Raw genomic sequence first — 16,246 nt, 5'->3', positions numbered from 1 at the left:
TCATTTTCTGATGCCACAATGTAAGGCAGATAAAGGAATGAATGAGAATAATATCAATGAGTTGGTTTAAAGCTTCCACCCTGTCAATAGCGTTAACAAGCGCAATATCCCCCGCAATTTACGCCGATATTGGCAATGCTCCCGTGGTCGGCGGGCTGTTTAATTCCAGTGAAGTACTGAAAAACCAGATCGTCTCATCACTTACCTATTCAACCACCTTCGCGCGCGATGTGACCTTGTTCACTATAGGTGGTATGACGCTTGAGACCTACTTATTGACGCTACCGCTCGACAGTAGCACTAAAGCTCGTGTGATGGGCCAATTGGCGGATCCGAGTTACTCTATTCCTCTCGGTTATTTTCTCTATCAGTTTTACGATCGCTATACTGGCATTGAAAGCGGCGATAAATTTAAAGCTTACTTACAAACTGTCTATGATGACCAAGCACTTAAGGGCTTTGAGCATTCCCTATTCCAGCTAAATGAAAACCACCAGCCAGAAGAAAAACAACACACCAAAGATCAAGCCCACCAAGAAGGGTTGAAGATCGACAATGAGTTTATGGCGGCAATGGTGACCGTTTATGACGCTCTAGTTCAAATTGGTGAGTGGCAAGATATGGCGAATCTTCCTGAGCAATACACTTACCTAACCTCTTCTAAGCAAGACCTGGCGTTAGTGGCAAAGATCCAACCGATTGTCGTCAATATTCTCAGCCAAACGGCTTCAGGAATGGAAGAAGGAGAGATGAAACATGCCCTTCTTGCCATTGTCACCGATGGCGCGCCTGAACTCGCTTCCAAACCAAACAATAAGGCACAAGCACTAACCATAACGCTGATCGACTTTATTCGTTTAAACGTGCTTAAGGCATACCGCCAGTTCGTTTATCAAGATGAAAGACAGCAGCGACTCAATGATTGGTTACAAACCGCTTTTGATAATCAGCCATCACAAGCTATTGAGTTCCTTCAGTCACAGCAAGAACGACGCTTTGCGGTTCAAATTACTGTCGACGGTTTGCAGCAAGGTCTAATTGAAGGCTTGGTTGACCCCGACAAGCCATTTATCTCTCACGCGTATCAACGTCATCAATCGCAGGCAGAGCTTAATTCTCCACTGGCACAATCAAGCCCAGAGCATCAACAGGATGTCCGCTTTATGCAGATCCTATCTGAGCAGCCGTATAAAGACCCTTACTACCTACCGTTTTTTAAACGCTTATACGCCGAGCATAACGACTCGATTGCGCGAACGGGTATCTCATCGACGCCGACCATCAGTGTGCGAAATCTACCAATTATCAAGACTGGGGCGAAGGTCGCCGGAGAAAAAGGCACGGGGATTCCTAATTTCCACTTCGTCGACCGTCATGAAGATCGAGCCTATTATTTCTTCGGTAATGATGCCTTGCAGCTCGATCGTTTGATGCAAAAGAATCAAGTTCAAACCATGTTCGATCGCTTAGTGCACCTAAAAACACTCAACTGTAACGCTCAGTATGACTGGAATGCTCACACCAGCTATGACGGTTTAGTCAATTTAGGCGCTGGCGAAACACTACGAGACTTTGGTGAGAAGCGATGTTTGAAAGAGTTGGATGAGCGAGCCAAAGTGGAAGTCGTGTTGACCAAACAGCGTCAATCCCTTATCGACAACATTCGAGCTTACCAAGCCATTCCTGTGTGGGATTTTTATACCAAGCTGACACGTAAATGGAAGATTGAGCAAAACATAGAGAGCTATAGTGAGCTTGATGGACAAGGAATGCCTGATTACACCTTGGTTTATAACCCTTGGCCTGATCACTTCGCCCACTTTGTCGGACCATTTAGTGATGAAATCATCATGCCGACAGGGGAGCTAAACCGACTTGATTACTGGATCCGTCGTCTTGAGCAAAGCTATAAAGATGCAGGAATTTACGCTCAAACCTTATGGGGCATGGCAGGTGACCACGGTTTAGCGCCAGTCTATTACACATTAAACCCTGAAAAAGCCATTTTTGAACCACTAGAAGAGAAGTTAGGTTATCCGTTGGTGATCAAGAAAATCTCTTCGGATGAGGGAGAAGGACCAAAGATCACCAACGCGCTCAACTACCCTAGCAATCAAGGTATTGATGTCGTTGTTGCCTCCACAGCCGGTGGTAACTTTATGCTCGACTTCTTCAACTCAAAATCAGGTTGGAAGACTCAACCGACCTATAGAGAGCTAGTGAAGTGGCAACCTGTAAACGCATCTAGTGAAGAGAGTGTCGATATTATCGCTGAATCTCTCAACTATTTGGGGGATAGTTTAGATTACATGGTGGTACGCAACGATACCTGTGATGACAATCATTGCCAGACTCGTATCATCGCTAACCGCGAGAACACTAGACACGATGAAATCATCATCAGACAAGACGATCGCTACTACTATGGCAGTTTGGGTAAAGACACTTCCAACGTGACGTTGCTAGAGGCGAAATCGCTCAATCCATATCTACCTAAACCAAACCAGAAAGAGCTAGATAACTTTGCTCATCTGGTTGAGAAATGCATCAATAGAGCAGCCATTAACAATCCAAGCAGTTGGTGTAACGCACAGGACTGGCGCTCACTAACCCGCTTTACGCCACGACCTGACTCCGTAGTCCAACTTGCACAGCTTTATGCTGAGGAACGAGCTGGAACAGTAAACCTATTCCCAAGAGAAGGCATCGGTTACAACACCAAAGTTCCGGGTCGCCATGCAGGGGAAAGTTATTTGGAGAAAGATGCCTTTATCGGTTTCTGGGGAACACCCATTGGTGATAACCCAACACCGCTTACCTCAGAAGCCAATGGATCGCTCGCGCCTACGCTTTATGAGTATTTAACTGGTGACAAAGTTACCGCAGGTGAAAACGGCTGGGGCTACCTATCTTTACTCGATAAGCTTGATATTCAAACCAAGTAGACCGATACAAAAAAAGCGCCATTGCGGCGCTTTTTTTATGTTCGATAACTTAACTTAGCCTAGAGTCATACTCTGCGACGGCTTGCTCTAGCTGATTAAAGTTCGATTGAGACAAGTGCTCTCTCAAAGCATTAAATTTCTTTTCAGGCCAGTCATACACCTTCATCGACAACAACTTTTCTACCTGAGTAACTTCAAAGCGATGCTTGATGAACTTTGCCGGATTTCCACCAACAATCGCATAAGGTTCAACATCTTTCGTAACGACACTATTAGCGGCGACTACCGCACCTTCACCGATAGTCACACCCGGCATGATCATCGCGCGCATCCCAATCCATACGCCATCATGAATAACGGTGTCACCTTTACTTTGATAAGAGCGCTCCACATCATCTAAGAAAGGATATAGACAGAACCAATCCGTTCTATGATTATGATTGCCGCCCATTAAGATAACGGCTTCAGCAGCAATGCAAACGTAATCGCCAATGTATAGCTGATCGATCTCCCAGCGAGGTTCCCAGTGGCGACTGACTTCGTCACCATGCAGGTAGCGCACCACCGACTCTTCAAAGCCATTATCCCAGCAATCACTGTAGTAGCTATGCTGACCTTTAATATGAATGTTTTTATTGCTGACAACTTGATGCAGCAGTTGAAATTTAGACCAATGTTTTTGTGTCATGACAAACTCCGATAATAAATAGTATTGCCACGGAACGATTTCGTGGCGCAGTTTAGACGTTCAAGCTAAACAACGCTCACTGGACTCTTGGTTGCTTTAATAGCGGTATGGTTTTCATTGTAGACTCCTAATGACTAGGCATAGGGTAAGCAGCAGTACATTTTTTGTGTCAGTATTGTGTTAGTCCATTTATAAAAGCAATTCTATAAGGAACATCTATGCCTCTTCGCCTACTGCTTAACATCTTGTTTCTTATCCCTAGCCTGGCATTTGCCTCAGACAATATTCAAATCCGTTACCTCGTACCGAGCGACAAAATCGAAATTCAAGCCCAACAAGCAATTCAACAAAGTGGCGTAAATGAAACCGTAGTGGATTTATCAGACCACCTGTTCCCATTCAATAAAACGTTAACTATTGAATATGGCAGTGAAGATGGACCGCTTTACGACCCTGAGAAACATGTCGTTCAAATGCCTTACTCATTCTATGACGAAGCGCTTAACTACTTCATAAAAAACGAGTATCAGGAAAAGTATGGCAAGCCAGCCCAATCAGGGGCAATTGATACGGTGCTTCACACCCTATTACATGAAGCTGGACATGCTTTTATTGCTGACCAAAACATACCGATATTAGGTAAAGAAGAAGACGCAGTTGATAACTTTGCTGCGGTATTAATGATTGAGTACGTAGAAAACGGTGACGATACAGCGGTTAGCGCGGCCGATATGTTTGCTTTTGAATCTGAAGATAGACCCGATTACTACGATTTTGGTGAGTACATTGATGAACATAGCTTCGACTTACAACGGTACTTCTCTACTCTTTGTTTAGTCTACGGCAGTAACCCAGAGCAACATACAAACTTACTTGATGAAGTGGAAAATGACTACCTTACCGAGCGCAAAGATTTTTGTGTGTTCCAGTATCAACACATATCAGAGAACTGGCACGTTTATTTGAAAACGACAAGTAAGCCAAAAAAGCACAATTGAATCAAGCTAGTACTAATGTCTAATAAGTAAGACTGATAAACCTATCAAGATTCACAGTCCTAACTGAATAATTTGGCTAATCTTATAAAGTAACTTTTTAACTATAAAATCATAATCCGATAACTAGGCTCAGCCCCAAGGCCGAAATTGCTGCTTTTGGTGCTGAAGTCTCAATTACAAAGACAGGATGCTTGTATGAGTCTTACAATTCGCAGTCGCCTTTATATTTTGGCACTGGTTCCGCTGCTAGTCATTGCTCTGGGTATGCTTAGTTTCACCTACATAAAGACAACTGAGCTAAACGAACAGCAAATTAAAATCACCCACACCAACATGATAAACATGAAGAAGGCAGAGCTTAGGAACTACCTTCAAATGGCGAAGTCAGCCATTCAACCTTTCCTTGATAAAGGTGCAACCCTAGAGGAAGCGTACCCAACCCTAAAGACACTGGAATACGGTTCATCGGGCTATGTATTTGGTTATGATTCGAAAGGGGTGCGTCGTGTACAAGGTAAAAGTGAAAAAGGGATTGGGGAAAATTACTGGAACCTGCAAGATAAACATGGCAACTACTTAATTCAGGATTTAATACGTAACGCCAAAACGGGCGAGTTCACGACTTACTACTTCCCAAAACCGGGAGAGACACAAGCGTTGCCGAAACTCAGTTACTCTATTTTTATTCCAGAATGGGACTTGATGCTTGGGACCGGTTTTTATACCGATGATATTGACGCCATTATTAATGAAATGGATGAAGCAACCACAAGCGCTCTACAAACTACCCTTTCAGCGATTATCGTTTTCTGCTTAGTGATCGCCGTCATCGTGGCTATTTTCGCAGTGGCCGTAAATCGCACCATTATGAAACCGATAGAGTTATTTGACGACTCTATTAGTTCATTTGCCAGCGGTGATGCTGACCTAACGGCGAGAATGGAAGATTTTAAAGCACCTGAGTTTTCGAGACTGAGTAAAAACTTCAATGCCTTTGTTGCCAGCTTACAAGACATTATCCGCAGCGTGACTGATGTCGGACAGCAAGTTGTAGATGAAACCAATAACATGTCGTCGCGAGCTGCTAAGGTTGATGAGCTCGCATCCGGTCAACGTGAAGAAACTGAACAAGTCGCTACGGCAATGACAGAAATGACCACCACAGCTGGCGAGATATCCAACAATGCCAGCCAAGCGGCTCACTCGGCAAAAGAAGCGGATGACAACGCGAAAGAAGCGCAAGACATTGTCAATTCTTCAGTTCAGTCCGTCGAAGCACTGGCAGAAGAAGTGTCAAAAGCGAACAGTGTTATCTCTCGCCTTGAAGGTGACGTTCAGAACATCTCTTCTTCTCTTGCCGTGATTCAAGATATTGCAGAGCAAACCAACCTACTGGCACTCAACGCAGCGATTGAAGCAGCCCGTGCAGGTGAACAAGGTCGGGGCTTTGCCGTCGTAGCGGATGAAGTGCGCAAACTTGCAAGTCGTACGCAAGATAGTACTGGCGAAATCCACCAGATGATTGAGCAACTCAAAGCTGCCTCTGACGACGCGGTGAAAGCCATGGATTCCAGTCAAAAACGCGGGGAAAGCACCGTTGAAGAAGCCAAAGCCGCTGCACAAGCACTGGTTCAGATCCAAGACTCGATTGGCACCATCATGGATATGAACTCTCTTATCGCAACTGCCACCGAAGAACAAAGCCTAGTCGGGCAAGAGATCTCGCAACGTATCGTCGTGATTTCAGATCAAAGTTCTCAATCAGCTGAGCTGGCCAACGAAAACCGTACTGGTAGCCAATCACTGAATCATAGAGCAAATGAGTTGTACGACTTAGTTGACCGATTTACGGTTTAAATCGCGTTATCCGCAAAGCCGCCGACTATTGGCGGCTTTTTTATTCCTTCCGCACAAATGTTAACAATGCGTTACTTTTCTTTCTCTCCTTTAATAAATGTGCAATCGCAAAAACCGTCCAACGCTAGCCACATGTATACAAAGTAAAGTATGATTGTTTTATTAGGGAAATAAATGGTTTGAGAGTGAATGCCGCCTATGGCTAATCTAAAAAATTCTGTGGCTAAAAACATAAAGACAAAAGTCGCTGGTCAAACACAAGATGACGTTGTCTATTGCCACATCTTCGATGCAATTCTTGAACAGCGCTTACCACCAGCAACCAAGCTTAATGAAGAAGCCTTAGCCGAAATCTTTAATGTCAGCCGCACGATTATCCGACGTGCCCTGCTACGCCTTTCTATGGAGCAAGTTGTGAGTATTCGCCCTAATCGAGGCGCAATGGTTGCTGCACCGACTAAGGAAGAAGCGAAGCAAATCATTAAAGCGCGTGAAGTGATGGAGTTGGCAATCACTGAGCTCGCTGTTGAGCATGCAACGTCCGCTAAGATTGAAGAGTGCCGCCGTCTGGTAGAAAAAGAAAACCAAGCGTTCGATAACGACGATTATGGGAAAGGACTGCGCTTATCTGGTGAGTTTCATATTAAACTTGCCGAGATGGCAAACAATGCGCCGTTGCTCGCATTCCAGCGTAGCCTTGTTTCTCAAACCTCGCTTTTGATTGCTCAGTACGAAACAGGTAACCACGCCAACTGTTCACTTGACGAGCACTCGAACTTACTTGATGCGATCGAGTCTGGTGATACAACTCGCGCAGTCAATATGATGCAAGAGCACTTAGATCATATCCGCTCTAAGCTCAATCTCGATAGTAACGCGGCATCTAACGACCTACATGTCGTATTTTCAGAGATTCTTAATAATCGATAGCTTTTAGCTATACGCAACATTCTAAGCCCAGCCACTTGCTGGGCTTTTTTCTGTCTCCCACCCAAATTGTACACAAAATAAAGTACAATATTAAAAATCTTTACATAGAGATTTTTAACTCAAAGATTAAACCAAACCGTTAAAATACATACAGTTACGAATACACCTCGATTATATACACCTCTAAACAGACCATTTTCATGTTGCATTTTTGTGAAATTAAAGTTGACCTTCAGGTCAAATTAGCCAATTATTGACCTAAAGGTCAGAAAAATCACATTGGAACATATAGTGTCAACACACAAGGAGGTCTCTTGATTACTTTCCTACTCAATCAAGAACTCAGACAAGAGAGTGAACTGTCACCAAACATGACAGTACTTCAATACCTGAGAACACAAGTACAAAAGACAGGAACAAAAGAAGGCTGCGGCTCAGGTGACTGTGGAGCCTGTACCGTGGTACTTGGTGAAGTGAACGATGGAAAGCTTCAATACCGCTCGGTGAACTCTTGTTTAACGTTCGTCTCTAGCCTTCATGGCAAACAGCTTATTACGGTGGAAGATCTACAAAATAAAGACAAACTGCACCCTACCCAGCAGGCAATGGTCGATTTCCACGGTTCTCAATGTGGCTACTGTACACCAGGTTTCATTATGTCGATGTTCGCCCTAAGCAAGAACAAACCAGCGGCAAACAAGGAAGATGTAATGGAGTCTCTTGCCGGTAACCTATGTCGCTGTACAGGCTATCGCCCGATTGTTGATGCGGCTTTATCCCTGATGTCAAACGAACCTCTTATGGATCAGTTTGTTGAGCTAGAAAAGAAAACAGTTGCAAGACTGCTTACGCTTCAAGAGCAACCTGCAAGCTTAACTCTAGGTAACCTAACAGCATACTTACCGCGTAGTATTGAAGAGCTGGCTGACATCTATAGTGCCAATCCAAACGCAAAACTAGTCGCAGGTGGCACAGATTTAGCGCTGGAAGTCACCCAGTTCCATCGCGAAATCGAAACACTGATCAACGTCACTCAAGTTGAAGACATGAAAGTGTGTGAAGAGAGTGAAGATGCGCTTCATATTGGTGCCAACGTTGCCATTAGTGATGCGTACAAACTTCTGACGAATCACTACGCTGATTTTGGCGAGTTGCTGCATCGCTTTGCTTCACTACAAGTACGTAACCAAGGTACGCTAGGCGGTAATATTGGTAACGCTTCGCCTATCGGTGATGCGCCACCGCTTCTAATTGCACTGAATGCTCAAGTGAAACTACGCCGTGGCAAACAATCACGTGTTATGCCAATCGAAGACTACTTCATCAGCTACAAAGTCACCGCTCAACAAGAGAGCGAGTTTATCGAGCAAGTGATCATCCCGAAACCGAAATCAAGTGAGACCTTCAAAGCTTACAAACTCTCTAAACGCCTAGATGATGATATCTCTGCAGTTTGTGGCGCTTTCAACATCCAAATTGAAGAGAACAAAGTCGTCAGTGCCCGCATTGCCTTTGGTGGTATGGCGGCAACACCAAAACGAGCAACTCGCTGTGAGAATGTCCTCCTTGGCAAAGAGTGGAATCAAGCCAACATCGATGAAGCGATGAAAGAAATCCATAACGACTTCGAGCCACTATCAGATTTTCGCGCTAGCAAAGAGTATCGCTCGATGACAGCTGCCAACATGCTACGTCGCTTCTACATCGAACAGAACCATCAGAATAACCAGATTGAAACAAGGGTAACGTCTTATGTCTAACGCACACCATCAGACCCTATCTCATGATGAGATGGTCGCCATCGTAAAGCAGGATCTTAAAACTGGCGTTGGTAAAAGCGTAAAACACGACAGCGCCCCAAAACAGGTAACTGGTGAAGCAGTCTATATCGATGACCGCTTAGAGTTCCCAAATCAACTCCATGTCTATGCACGCACCAGTACTCATGCCCACGCAAAAATCACTAAGATTGACGTGTCACCATGTTATGAGTTCGAAAGGGTAGCCATTGCGATTACCCATGAAGATGTACCAGGTCAACTCGATATCGGTGCGATCTTACCTGGCGATCCTCTACTCGCCGATGGTTTGGTTCAATACTACGGCCAACCTATCATTGCCGTCGCGGCAGATGATATGGAAACAGCACGCAAAGCGGCGCAAGCTGCCATCATTGAATATGAAGCGCTGCCACCAGTTCTTGATGTTAAAGAAGCACTGAAAAAAGAGCTCTTCGTGACAGAAAGCCACCAGCAAAAACGTGGTGACTCAGCAGCGGCTATTGCTAACGCAAAACACGTGATTGAGGGCGATATTGATATCGGCGGTCAAGAGCACTTCTACCTTGAAACCCAAGTCAGCAGTGTGATGCCAACAGAAGATGGCGGGATGATCGTTTACACCTCAACGCAAAACCCAACCGAAGTGCAAAAACTGGTTGCTGAAGTGCTTGGTGTACCTATGCACAAAGTGGTGATTGATATGCGCCGTATGGGTGGTGGTTTTGGTGGTAAAGAGACCCAAGCCGCTGCGCCAGCGTGTATGGCGGCCGTGATTGCTCATCTCACTAAGCGTCCAACGAAAATGCGCCTACCGCGCGCAGAAGATATGACCATGACGGGCAAACGCCACCCATTCTACAACCAATACAAAATTGGTTTTGATGATGATGGTGTGATTCAAGGCTCTGAGATCATTGTTGCAGGTAACTGTGGTTACTCACCAGATTTATCAAGTTCGATTGTTGACCGTGCGATGTTCCACTCAGACAACGCCTATTACCTAGGTGATGCCACTGTCACTGGCCACCGCTGTAAGACCAACACGGCATCGAATACCGCTTACCGTGGTTTTGGTGGCCCGCAAGGCATGATGACCATTGAACACATCATGGATGAGATTGCGCTCTATCTGGGTAAAGACCCACTCGAAGTACGTAAAGCGAATTACTACGGTGGTGAAGGACGTAATGTCACTCACTACTACCAAACGGTTGAAGATAACTTCTTACCAGAGATTACCGAACAACTTGAGCAAAGCAGTGACTACCACGCTCGTCGTAAAGCCATTGCTGAGTTCAATAAGCAAAGCCCGATCTTGAAAAAAGGTTTAGCGATTACTCCGGTAAAATTTGGTATTTCATTCACGGCGACTTTCCTAAACCAAGCTGGTGCTCTAGTACACATTTACACCGACGGCAGTATTCATTTGAATCACGGTGGTACGGAAATGGGACAAGGCTTGAATATCAAAGTGGCACAAATCGTTGCACAGGAGTTCCAAGTTGATGTTGAACGTATCCAAATCACCGCTACCAATACCGACAAAGTACCGAACACATCGCCAACCGCCGCCTCATCGGGCACCGACCTCAATGGTAAGGCAGCCCAAAACGCCGCACTGACGATTAAGCAGCGTCTGATTGACTTTGGCGCAAGCCACTTCAAGGTCTCGCCTGAAGAGGTGGTGTTCAAAAACGGTATGATAATGATCCGCGATGAGATCATGACCTTTGAGTCATTTGTCCAATTGGCGTACTTCAACCAAGTATCGCTATCAAGCACGGGCTTCTACCGTACGCCAAAGATCTACTACGATCATGAGAAAGCACGCGGTCGTCCGTTTTACTACTACGCCTACGGTGCTTCGTGTTCAGAAGTGATCGTCGATACTTTAACCGGTGAATACAAGATTCTGCGCGCTGATATTTTGCATGATGTTGGCGCCTCACTAAACCCGGCGATAGATATCGGCCAAATTGAAGGCGGCTTTTTACAAGGCGTTGGCTGGCTAACAACTGAAGAGCTGGTATGGAACGAACAAGGACGCTTAATGACCAATGGTCCGGCAAGTTACAAAATTCCGGCCATTGCCGATATGCCGATTGAGTTCCATACCCATCTGCTGGAAAACCGTGCCAACCCAGAAGATACGGTGTTTAACTCCAAGGCCGTCGGTGAGCCACCGTTCATGCTTGGTATGTCAGTGTGGAGCGCGCTAAGAGACGCAATTGCGTCTGTAGCCGCGGATGGTGCCATTCCGAAACTGGATACACCAGCGACGCCAGAGCGTGTTCTGATGGCAATTGCTAAAGTGACTCAGCCGCAGACAACGCCAGAGAAGGCGCAAGAAGCCGAGTAGGTGTCACTCCATAGACTGGCGAAGGAAGGAGTAGGGAATCTCTTAAATTAGTCGCTCGTAATAAGAGATCCCCAACTCTCTCGCTCCTCGCTCTTGAGGGTGACAATGGACACTGAGTCCTCATTCTTGGAATGGCAATGAATAGAAAGTCCTCGTTGTCGAGGATGACGACAGGATAAATAGTTCAAGGAGAGACGTATGTTTAAGGACAATTGGATTCATGAACTGGCACAACTAGAAAAAAACAGCGAACCGTGTGTGATGGTGACGGTATTGGAAGACCGGGGCTCTGTGCCAAGGGATGCTGGAACCAAAATGCTCGTGACCCGTGACCGACTGATTGCCACTATTGGTGGTGGTCATTTAGAGCACGTTGCGACCAAAATGGCACGTGAAATGCTCATTGCGGGTGAACGCTCACTAAAAGTAGAACGCTTTAATCTTGGTGCACGTTTGGGGCAGTGTTGCGGCGGAATGGCAACACTGAGCTTTGAACCGATTGGCACCGCTCAAAAGCATCTGGTTGTGTTCGGTGCAGGTCATGTTGCCAAAGCCCTTTTACATATCGTCTCCACTCTTCCCTTCCGAGTCACATGGATTGATGAACGAGATGACGTTTTCCCTGAAGAGCTGCCACGTAATGTCACCAAGCTAGTGACCGATGACCCGGTAGGTGAAGTTCGAGATCTGCCACCAAACAGTTACTACTTGGTGATGACTCATAACCACCAGCTCGATTTTGACCTAGCAAGAGCCATCATCGACCGCGATGACAGTGTCTACTTTGGCATGATTGGTTCGCTCACTAAGCGCAAGAAGTTTGATATGCGTTTGGCGCAACGTGGCTACACCGATGCACAAATTGACACTATGATTTGCCCGATTGGTGTCAGCATGGTGAATGGAAAACACCCCGCTGAAATCGCGGTGTCGGTTGCAGGTGAACTGATCGCACACTATCAGGGTATTCCCCTTGAACAAAAACGCCCTACGGCACACAGTAAAAGTAATCAACAGAGCGATTCCCAACTGGAAGAAAAAATCGCCTAACCCAAGTAGTGGTTAATTTGGGTTATAAAAGGAAGTAACAATGACAACGCAACGTAACGCTTATCGTGCAGCTATTTTGCACAGCATCGCTGACCCAAAAGACGTCGGACTGGATAACTCTTATCAATTTTTTGATGACGGAGTTATTGTCGTCGAAGATGGCCATATCATTGATATTGGTGAGACAGAAGAGGTGCTAGCCCGCCAACCAAAAGATATCAGCATTACTGAATATGAAGATAAACTGATTACCTCAGGCTTTATCGATACCCATATCCACTATCCTCAGACGGGCATGATTGCTTCTTACGGTGAACAGCTACTCGACTGGCTTGAGAACTACACCTTCCCTGAGGAACGTCGCTTTAAGAACCCAGTTTATGCGCATAAAGTCGCTAAGCTGTTTTTTGATGAACTCGCAAGCAACGGCACCACCACCGCTTTAGTCTTTGGCACCGTACATAAAGAGTCCGTGGACGTGTTCTTTGAAGAGGCTGAAAAACGTAAACTGCGTATGATTGCAGGCAAGGTACTGATGGACCGCAATGCGCCAGACTACCTAACCGATACCCCTGAATCAGGCTATGAAGCGTCAAAAGAGCTGATCGAAAAATGGCATAACAAAGATCGTCTACTTTACGCGGTAACGCCCCGCTTTGCGCCAACCAGTACGCCAGAACAGCTAGCCACGGTCGGAAAACTGCTTGAGGAGTACCCCGATGTTTACATGCACACTCATTTATCTGAAAACAAAAAAGAAATTGAGTGGGTATTGGACTTATTCCCTGAGCGAGACTCTTATCTAGATGTTTACGATCATTATGGTTTGCTGCACAAGCGCTCCGTATTCGCTCACGGTATCCATCTATCAGACTGTGAATGTAAACGCTTAGCCGATACCGAATCTGCTATCGCCTTCTGCCCAACGTCGAACCTATTCTTAGGCTCTGGTCTATTTAAGCTACCGAAACTTGAAGAGCATGGCGTAAGAGTCGGTATGGGTACCGATGTCGGTGCAGGCACCAGCTTCTCGATTCTGCAAACCATGAGTGAAGCGTACAAAATTATGCAGCTCCAACAAGAAAAGCTGCACCCTCTTAAGTCACTGTTCTTAGCAACGCTTGGTGGTGCGCGTTCACTTCACCTTGAAGACAAAATAGGTAACTTAGAAGTGGGCAAAGAAGCGGACTTTGTGGTGCTGGATTTACATGCGACTCAGCTGATGCGCTTTAGAATGCACCAAGCAACAACGCTTGAAGAGAAACTCTTCGTTTTGATGAGCTTAGGCGATGACCGCACCGTATGTGAGACCTTTATTTACGGCGAGAAAGCCTACGATGCACAAGGAAACATCGACGTAAAAAAGTTCGCTAGTTAGGGCAAACCTAACCTAATTTATTCCTTCCTAAGTCAAGCGCTCTTACCCTTCTCGGAGAGCGCTTTTTTCATACGCTACTGATATACACACAACTCAGCCAACAAGAATGAATCACAGTAGAGACAGTCAATCTATCCTATGGCATTCGTGGGAGCTCGATGGGCTGATGGTCGAGGGGGAATAAAAATAGATTGAGTGGTTAATACAGGGTAGAAAATTATTGAATAGAGTACTTCAGAAGGCAAGTGAAGCTTTCAAAGTCCCTTCAAGCGAGCTTTATTTTTTTAATTTTGTAGTCTTTTGGCGACTCTGATGAAACCAGAATCGTTTACGACCAAGTGAACGTGACATAAAAGTCCTTAAATGTTTATTGATATATTTAAATAATATGGATTTACGGGAATTTAATCGGAAAACGCATACATAAGTTATAAGATAACTATGTAGGAAGGCAGCATAATGCGAGATGTGTAGAGGTATTGGGGAAACGTCAGGTATTGTCGCGAAGAGTTGAAGCTAGTATCGGATACATGCAAGTGGCGCTAGACCACTTGCACATACTTTAAATCTTATGCAGGTACAACGTTTGCAGCCTGTAGACCTTTCTGACCTTGCTCTACTTCAAATGAAACCTTTTGGCCTTCATTTAGAGTTTTAAAGCCATCTGAAGCAATCGCACGGAAGTGAACGAATACGTCAGCGCCGCCATTGTCTTGAGTTAGAAAACCGAAACCTTTAGTTTCGTTAAACCATTTTACAGAGCCAGTTACTTTGTTAGACATTTGGTGTCCCTTATTTAATAAATAAATTTTGATTGTTTAAATTACAATGCGCTGGAGGCTTGAATTATTTAATGTATCTATGAAGCTAAGGGAAACGCTGAGGATAACAATGAAGAAATTCTGAGGGCTTTACTTTTACAACTGGATGTTTCATTTAATAACTCTGAACAACAGAGCGCGGCCATTATTGGTTATTTAATGCCTCGATGTAAAGCACTATTTGAATTTATTTTAGACGCCAATTTTTGCCGCCAGCTCCATTCGAGTAAATCTTCTATCCCCTAACTGCTGTCAGACAGCAACACAATTTTAACTAAGCTACCCAGTCTTCCTCGGCTATCGTTCAACGATAAATTGATTTCGTCGACTGTCTAACAATCAATTCAATTGGTGGCAATCGAACATCATGCCTTTCACCACTTAAGAGATTGAGGATCGATTCTGCACATACGACCCCAACTTCTTCGACGGGTTGGCGCATGGTCGTGAGCGCAGGAGTAAAGTAAAACGACGTAGGCAGATCATCAAACCCCACCACAGAGACATCTTCAGGTACGCGATAACCGTGGTCATGCAGAGCTTTAATCGCTCCATAAGCTGTTTGGTCATTGGCAGCAAAGATGGCGCTAAAATGGCTTTTCGACTCAATCAGTTCTTTGGTTAACTCATAGCCACACTCGCTACTAAAATCACCTTGTTTGATCAGTTTAGGTTGCACTTTAATCCCTGCTTCTTGCAGTGCATTTTTATAGCCAACAAAGCGAGCTACCGCATCCGGCTGGTTAAGCAAGCCTTTAATATGGGCGATGTTTAGATGGCCCTGTTGCAGCAAATGCAGCGTTGCCATATAACCGCCGAGCACGTTGTCGATGTTAATGCAGCGGACTCGCTCGCCAATCACGTCATAACCGACCGCTACGACTGGAATGCTCTCTGCATAGTCGAGGATTTGTTGTTCCGTCAGGCTGCCGGTCACAATGATCACGCCATCGACATTGCTCTTAGCGAGATATTCGAGCGCATGGGATTCGAGTTTGTTTTTCCAATGCCCGGTCGCAATCACTAGCGAGTAGCCCTGCGCACTGAACACTTTCTCCATATCATTGAGGATGCGGCTGGTGTGCGGACTTTCTGGGTTTTGCACCAATACGCCAATAGTCATTGAGCGAGTATTGGTGCCTTGATTCATGGTGTAGTTAGGTTTGTAACCGAGCGTTTTTATCGCTTTCTCAATGTTATTGGTTTTTTCATCAGAAACATAAGTAGTGCGATTAAGAAAGCGAGAGACGGTGCTTGGTGAGACACCAGCAAGCTTGGCGACATCATAGATTGAAGGCTTTTTTTTCTTTTTGGTCGTCATAGAAATTGCCAATTGAACAAGCGAAACATCGACTATAAAAACTAGTCTCGAAGAGCTCAACTGACGCGATGAGGAATTGAGAGCTCAAGAGGTAAGCCAGCGCCAAATTGCACTGGCT

At 45.2% G+C, this 16,246-nt stretch carries 11 protein-coding genes; 8 read left to right on the top strand and 3 right to left on the bottom strand.

The features are described 5' to 3' along the window. Positions 1–56 precede the first annotated feature (56 nt). Entirely contained in the window at positions 57–2,945 is a 2,889-nt protein-coding gene (locus VIA_RS03825) for an alkaline phosphatase family protein (protein ID WP_004418498.1), read from the top strand. 49 nt (positions 2,946–2,994) lie between these two features. On the opposite strand, the gene VIA_RS03820 is transcribed toward VIA_RS03825, so the two are convergent. After that, positions 2,995–3,633 (bottom strand): CatB-related O-acetyltransferase, encoded by a 639-nt coding sequence (locus VIA_RS03820; protein ID WP_004411212.1) that lies wholly within the window; start codon positions 3,631–3,633, stop codon positions 2,995–2,997. A gap of 218 nt (positions 3,634–3,851) precedes the next feature. On the opposite strand from VIA_RS03820, the gene VIA_RS03815 reads away from it, so the two are divergent. The 7 genes from VIA_RS03815 to guaD all read left to right on the top strand — a co-directional run bounded on the left by VIA_RS03815 (position 3,852) and on the right by guaD (position 13,986). After that, positions 3,852–4,631: a DUF4344 domain-containing metallopeptidase gene (locus VIA_RS03815; RefSeq protein WP_004411211.1), complete on the top strand. Its 780-nt coding sequence runs from the start codon at positions 3,852–3,854 to the stop codon at positions 4,629–4,631. Positions 4,632–4,826: 195 nt separating this feature from the next. Further along, complete coding sequence (locus VIA_RS03810; RefSeq protein ID WP_004411210.1) at positions 4,827–6,488, top strand: methyl-accepting chemotaxis protein; 1,662 nt, start codon at positions 4,827–4,829, stop codon at positions 6,486–6,488. Positions 6,489–6,686: 198 nt separating this feature from the next. After that, on the top strand, positions 6,687–7,418 hold the full coding sequence (locus tag VIA_RS03805) for a GntR family transcriptional regulator (RefSeq protein ID WP_038211544.1): 732 nt from the start codon (positions 6,687–6,689) through the stop codon (positions 7,416–7,418). A 314-nt stretch (positions 7,419–7,732) separates the two neighbouring features. Further along, positions 7,733–9,178, top strand: coding sequence for a xanthine dehydrogenase small subunit (gene xdhA / locus VIA_RS03800; protein WP_004411207.1), 1,446 nt, complete (start codon positions 7,733–7,735; stop codon positions 9,176–9,178). Then, a complete protein-coding gene (xdhB, locus tag VIA_RS03795; protein WP_004411206.1) occupies positions 9,171–11,558 on the top strand; it encodes a xanthine dehydrogenase molybdopterin binding subunit in 2,388 nt (795 codons plus the stop codon). The genes xdhA and xdhB overlap by 8 nt, the downstream gene beginning before the upstream one ends. Before the next feature lie 198 nt (positions 11,559–11,756). Then, complete coding sequence (gene xdhC, locus VIA_RS03790; protein ID WP_004411205.1) at positions 11,757–12,608, top strand: xanthine dehydrogenase accessory protein XdhC; 852 nt, start codon at positions 11,757–11,759, stop codon at positions 12,606–12,608. 40 nt (positions 12,609–12,648) lie between these two features. Further along, complete coding sequence (gene guaD, locus VIA_RS03785; RefSeq protein ID WP_004411204.1) at positions 12,649–13,986, top strand: guanine deaminase; 1,338 nt, start codon at positions 12,649–12,651, stop codon at positions 13,984–13,986. Positions 13,987–14,555: 569 nt separating this feature from the next. Here the strand turns inward: guaD and cspE are convergent. Then, on the bottom strand, positions 14,556–14,768 hold the full coding sequence (gene cspE, locus VIA_RS03780) for a transcription antiterminator/RNA stability regulator CspE (RefSeq protein WP_004411203.1): 213 nt from the start codon (positions 14,766–14,768) through the stop codon (positions 14,556–14,558). A gap of 343 nt (positions 14,769–15,111) precedes the next feature. Next, positions 15,112–16,128 (bottom strand): LacI family DNA-binding transcriptional regulator, encoded by a 1,017-nt coding sequence (locus tag VIA_RS03775; RefSeq protein ID WP_004411202.1) that lies wholly within the window; start codon positions 16,126–16,128, stop codon positions 15,112–15,114. Positions 16,129–16,246: the final 118 nt, after the last annotated feature.

The sequence above is a fragment of the Vibrio orientalis CIP 102891 = ATCC 33934 genome, assembly GCF_000176235.1.
Classification (GTDB): Bacteria; Pseudomonadota; Gammaproteobacteria; order Enterobacterales; family Vibrionaceae; genus Vibrio; species Vibrio orientalis.
Note: the sequence above shows the minus strand (reverse complement) of the source record. Positions and strands in the feature narration are given on the sequence as shown.

Excerpts from the sequence above, each read along its gene's own strand:
- VIA_RS03805 (WP_038211544.1), top strand. The coding sequence starts at position 6,687 with ATGGCTAATCTAAAAAATTCTGTGGCTAAAAACATAAAGACAAAAGTC.
- xdhC (WP_004411205.1), top strand. The coding sequence starts at position 11,757 with ATGTTTAAGGACAATTGGATTCATGAACTGGCACAACTAGAAAAAAAC.
- VIA_RS03775 (WP_004411202.1), bottom strand. The coding sequence starts at position 16,128 with ATGACGACCAAAAAGAAAAAAAAGCCTTCAATCTATGATGTCGCCAAG.
- VIA_RS03815 (WP_004411211.1), top strand. The coding sequence starts at position 3,852 with ATGCCTCTTCGCCTACTGCTTAACATCTTGTTTCTTATCCCTAGCCTG.
- VIA_RS03820 (WP_004411212.1), bottom strand. The coding sequence starts at position 3,633 with ATGACACAAAAACATTGGTCTAAATTTCAACTGCTGCATCAAGTTGTC.
- guaD (WP_004411204.1), top strand. The coding sequence starts at position 12,649 with ATGACAACGCAACGTAACGCTTATCGTGCAGCTATTTTGCACAGCATC.
- VIA_RS03810 (WP_004411210.1), top strand. The coding sequence starts at position 4,827 with ATGAGTCTTACAATTCGCAGTCGCCTTTATATTTTGGCACTGGTTCCG.
- cspE (WP_004411203.1), bottom strand. The coding sequence starts at position 14,768 with ATGTCTAACAAAGTAACTGGCTCTGTAAAATGGTTTAACGAAACTAAA.
- xdhB (WP_004411206.1), top strand. The coding sequence starts at position 9,171 with ATGTCTAACGCACACCATCAGACCCTATCTCATGATGAGATGGTCGCC.
- VIA_RS03825 (WP_004418498.1), top strand. The coding sequence starts at position 57 with ATGAGTTGGTTTAAAGCTTCCACCCTGTCAATAGCGTTAACAAGCGCA.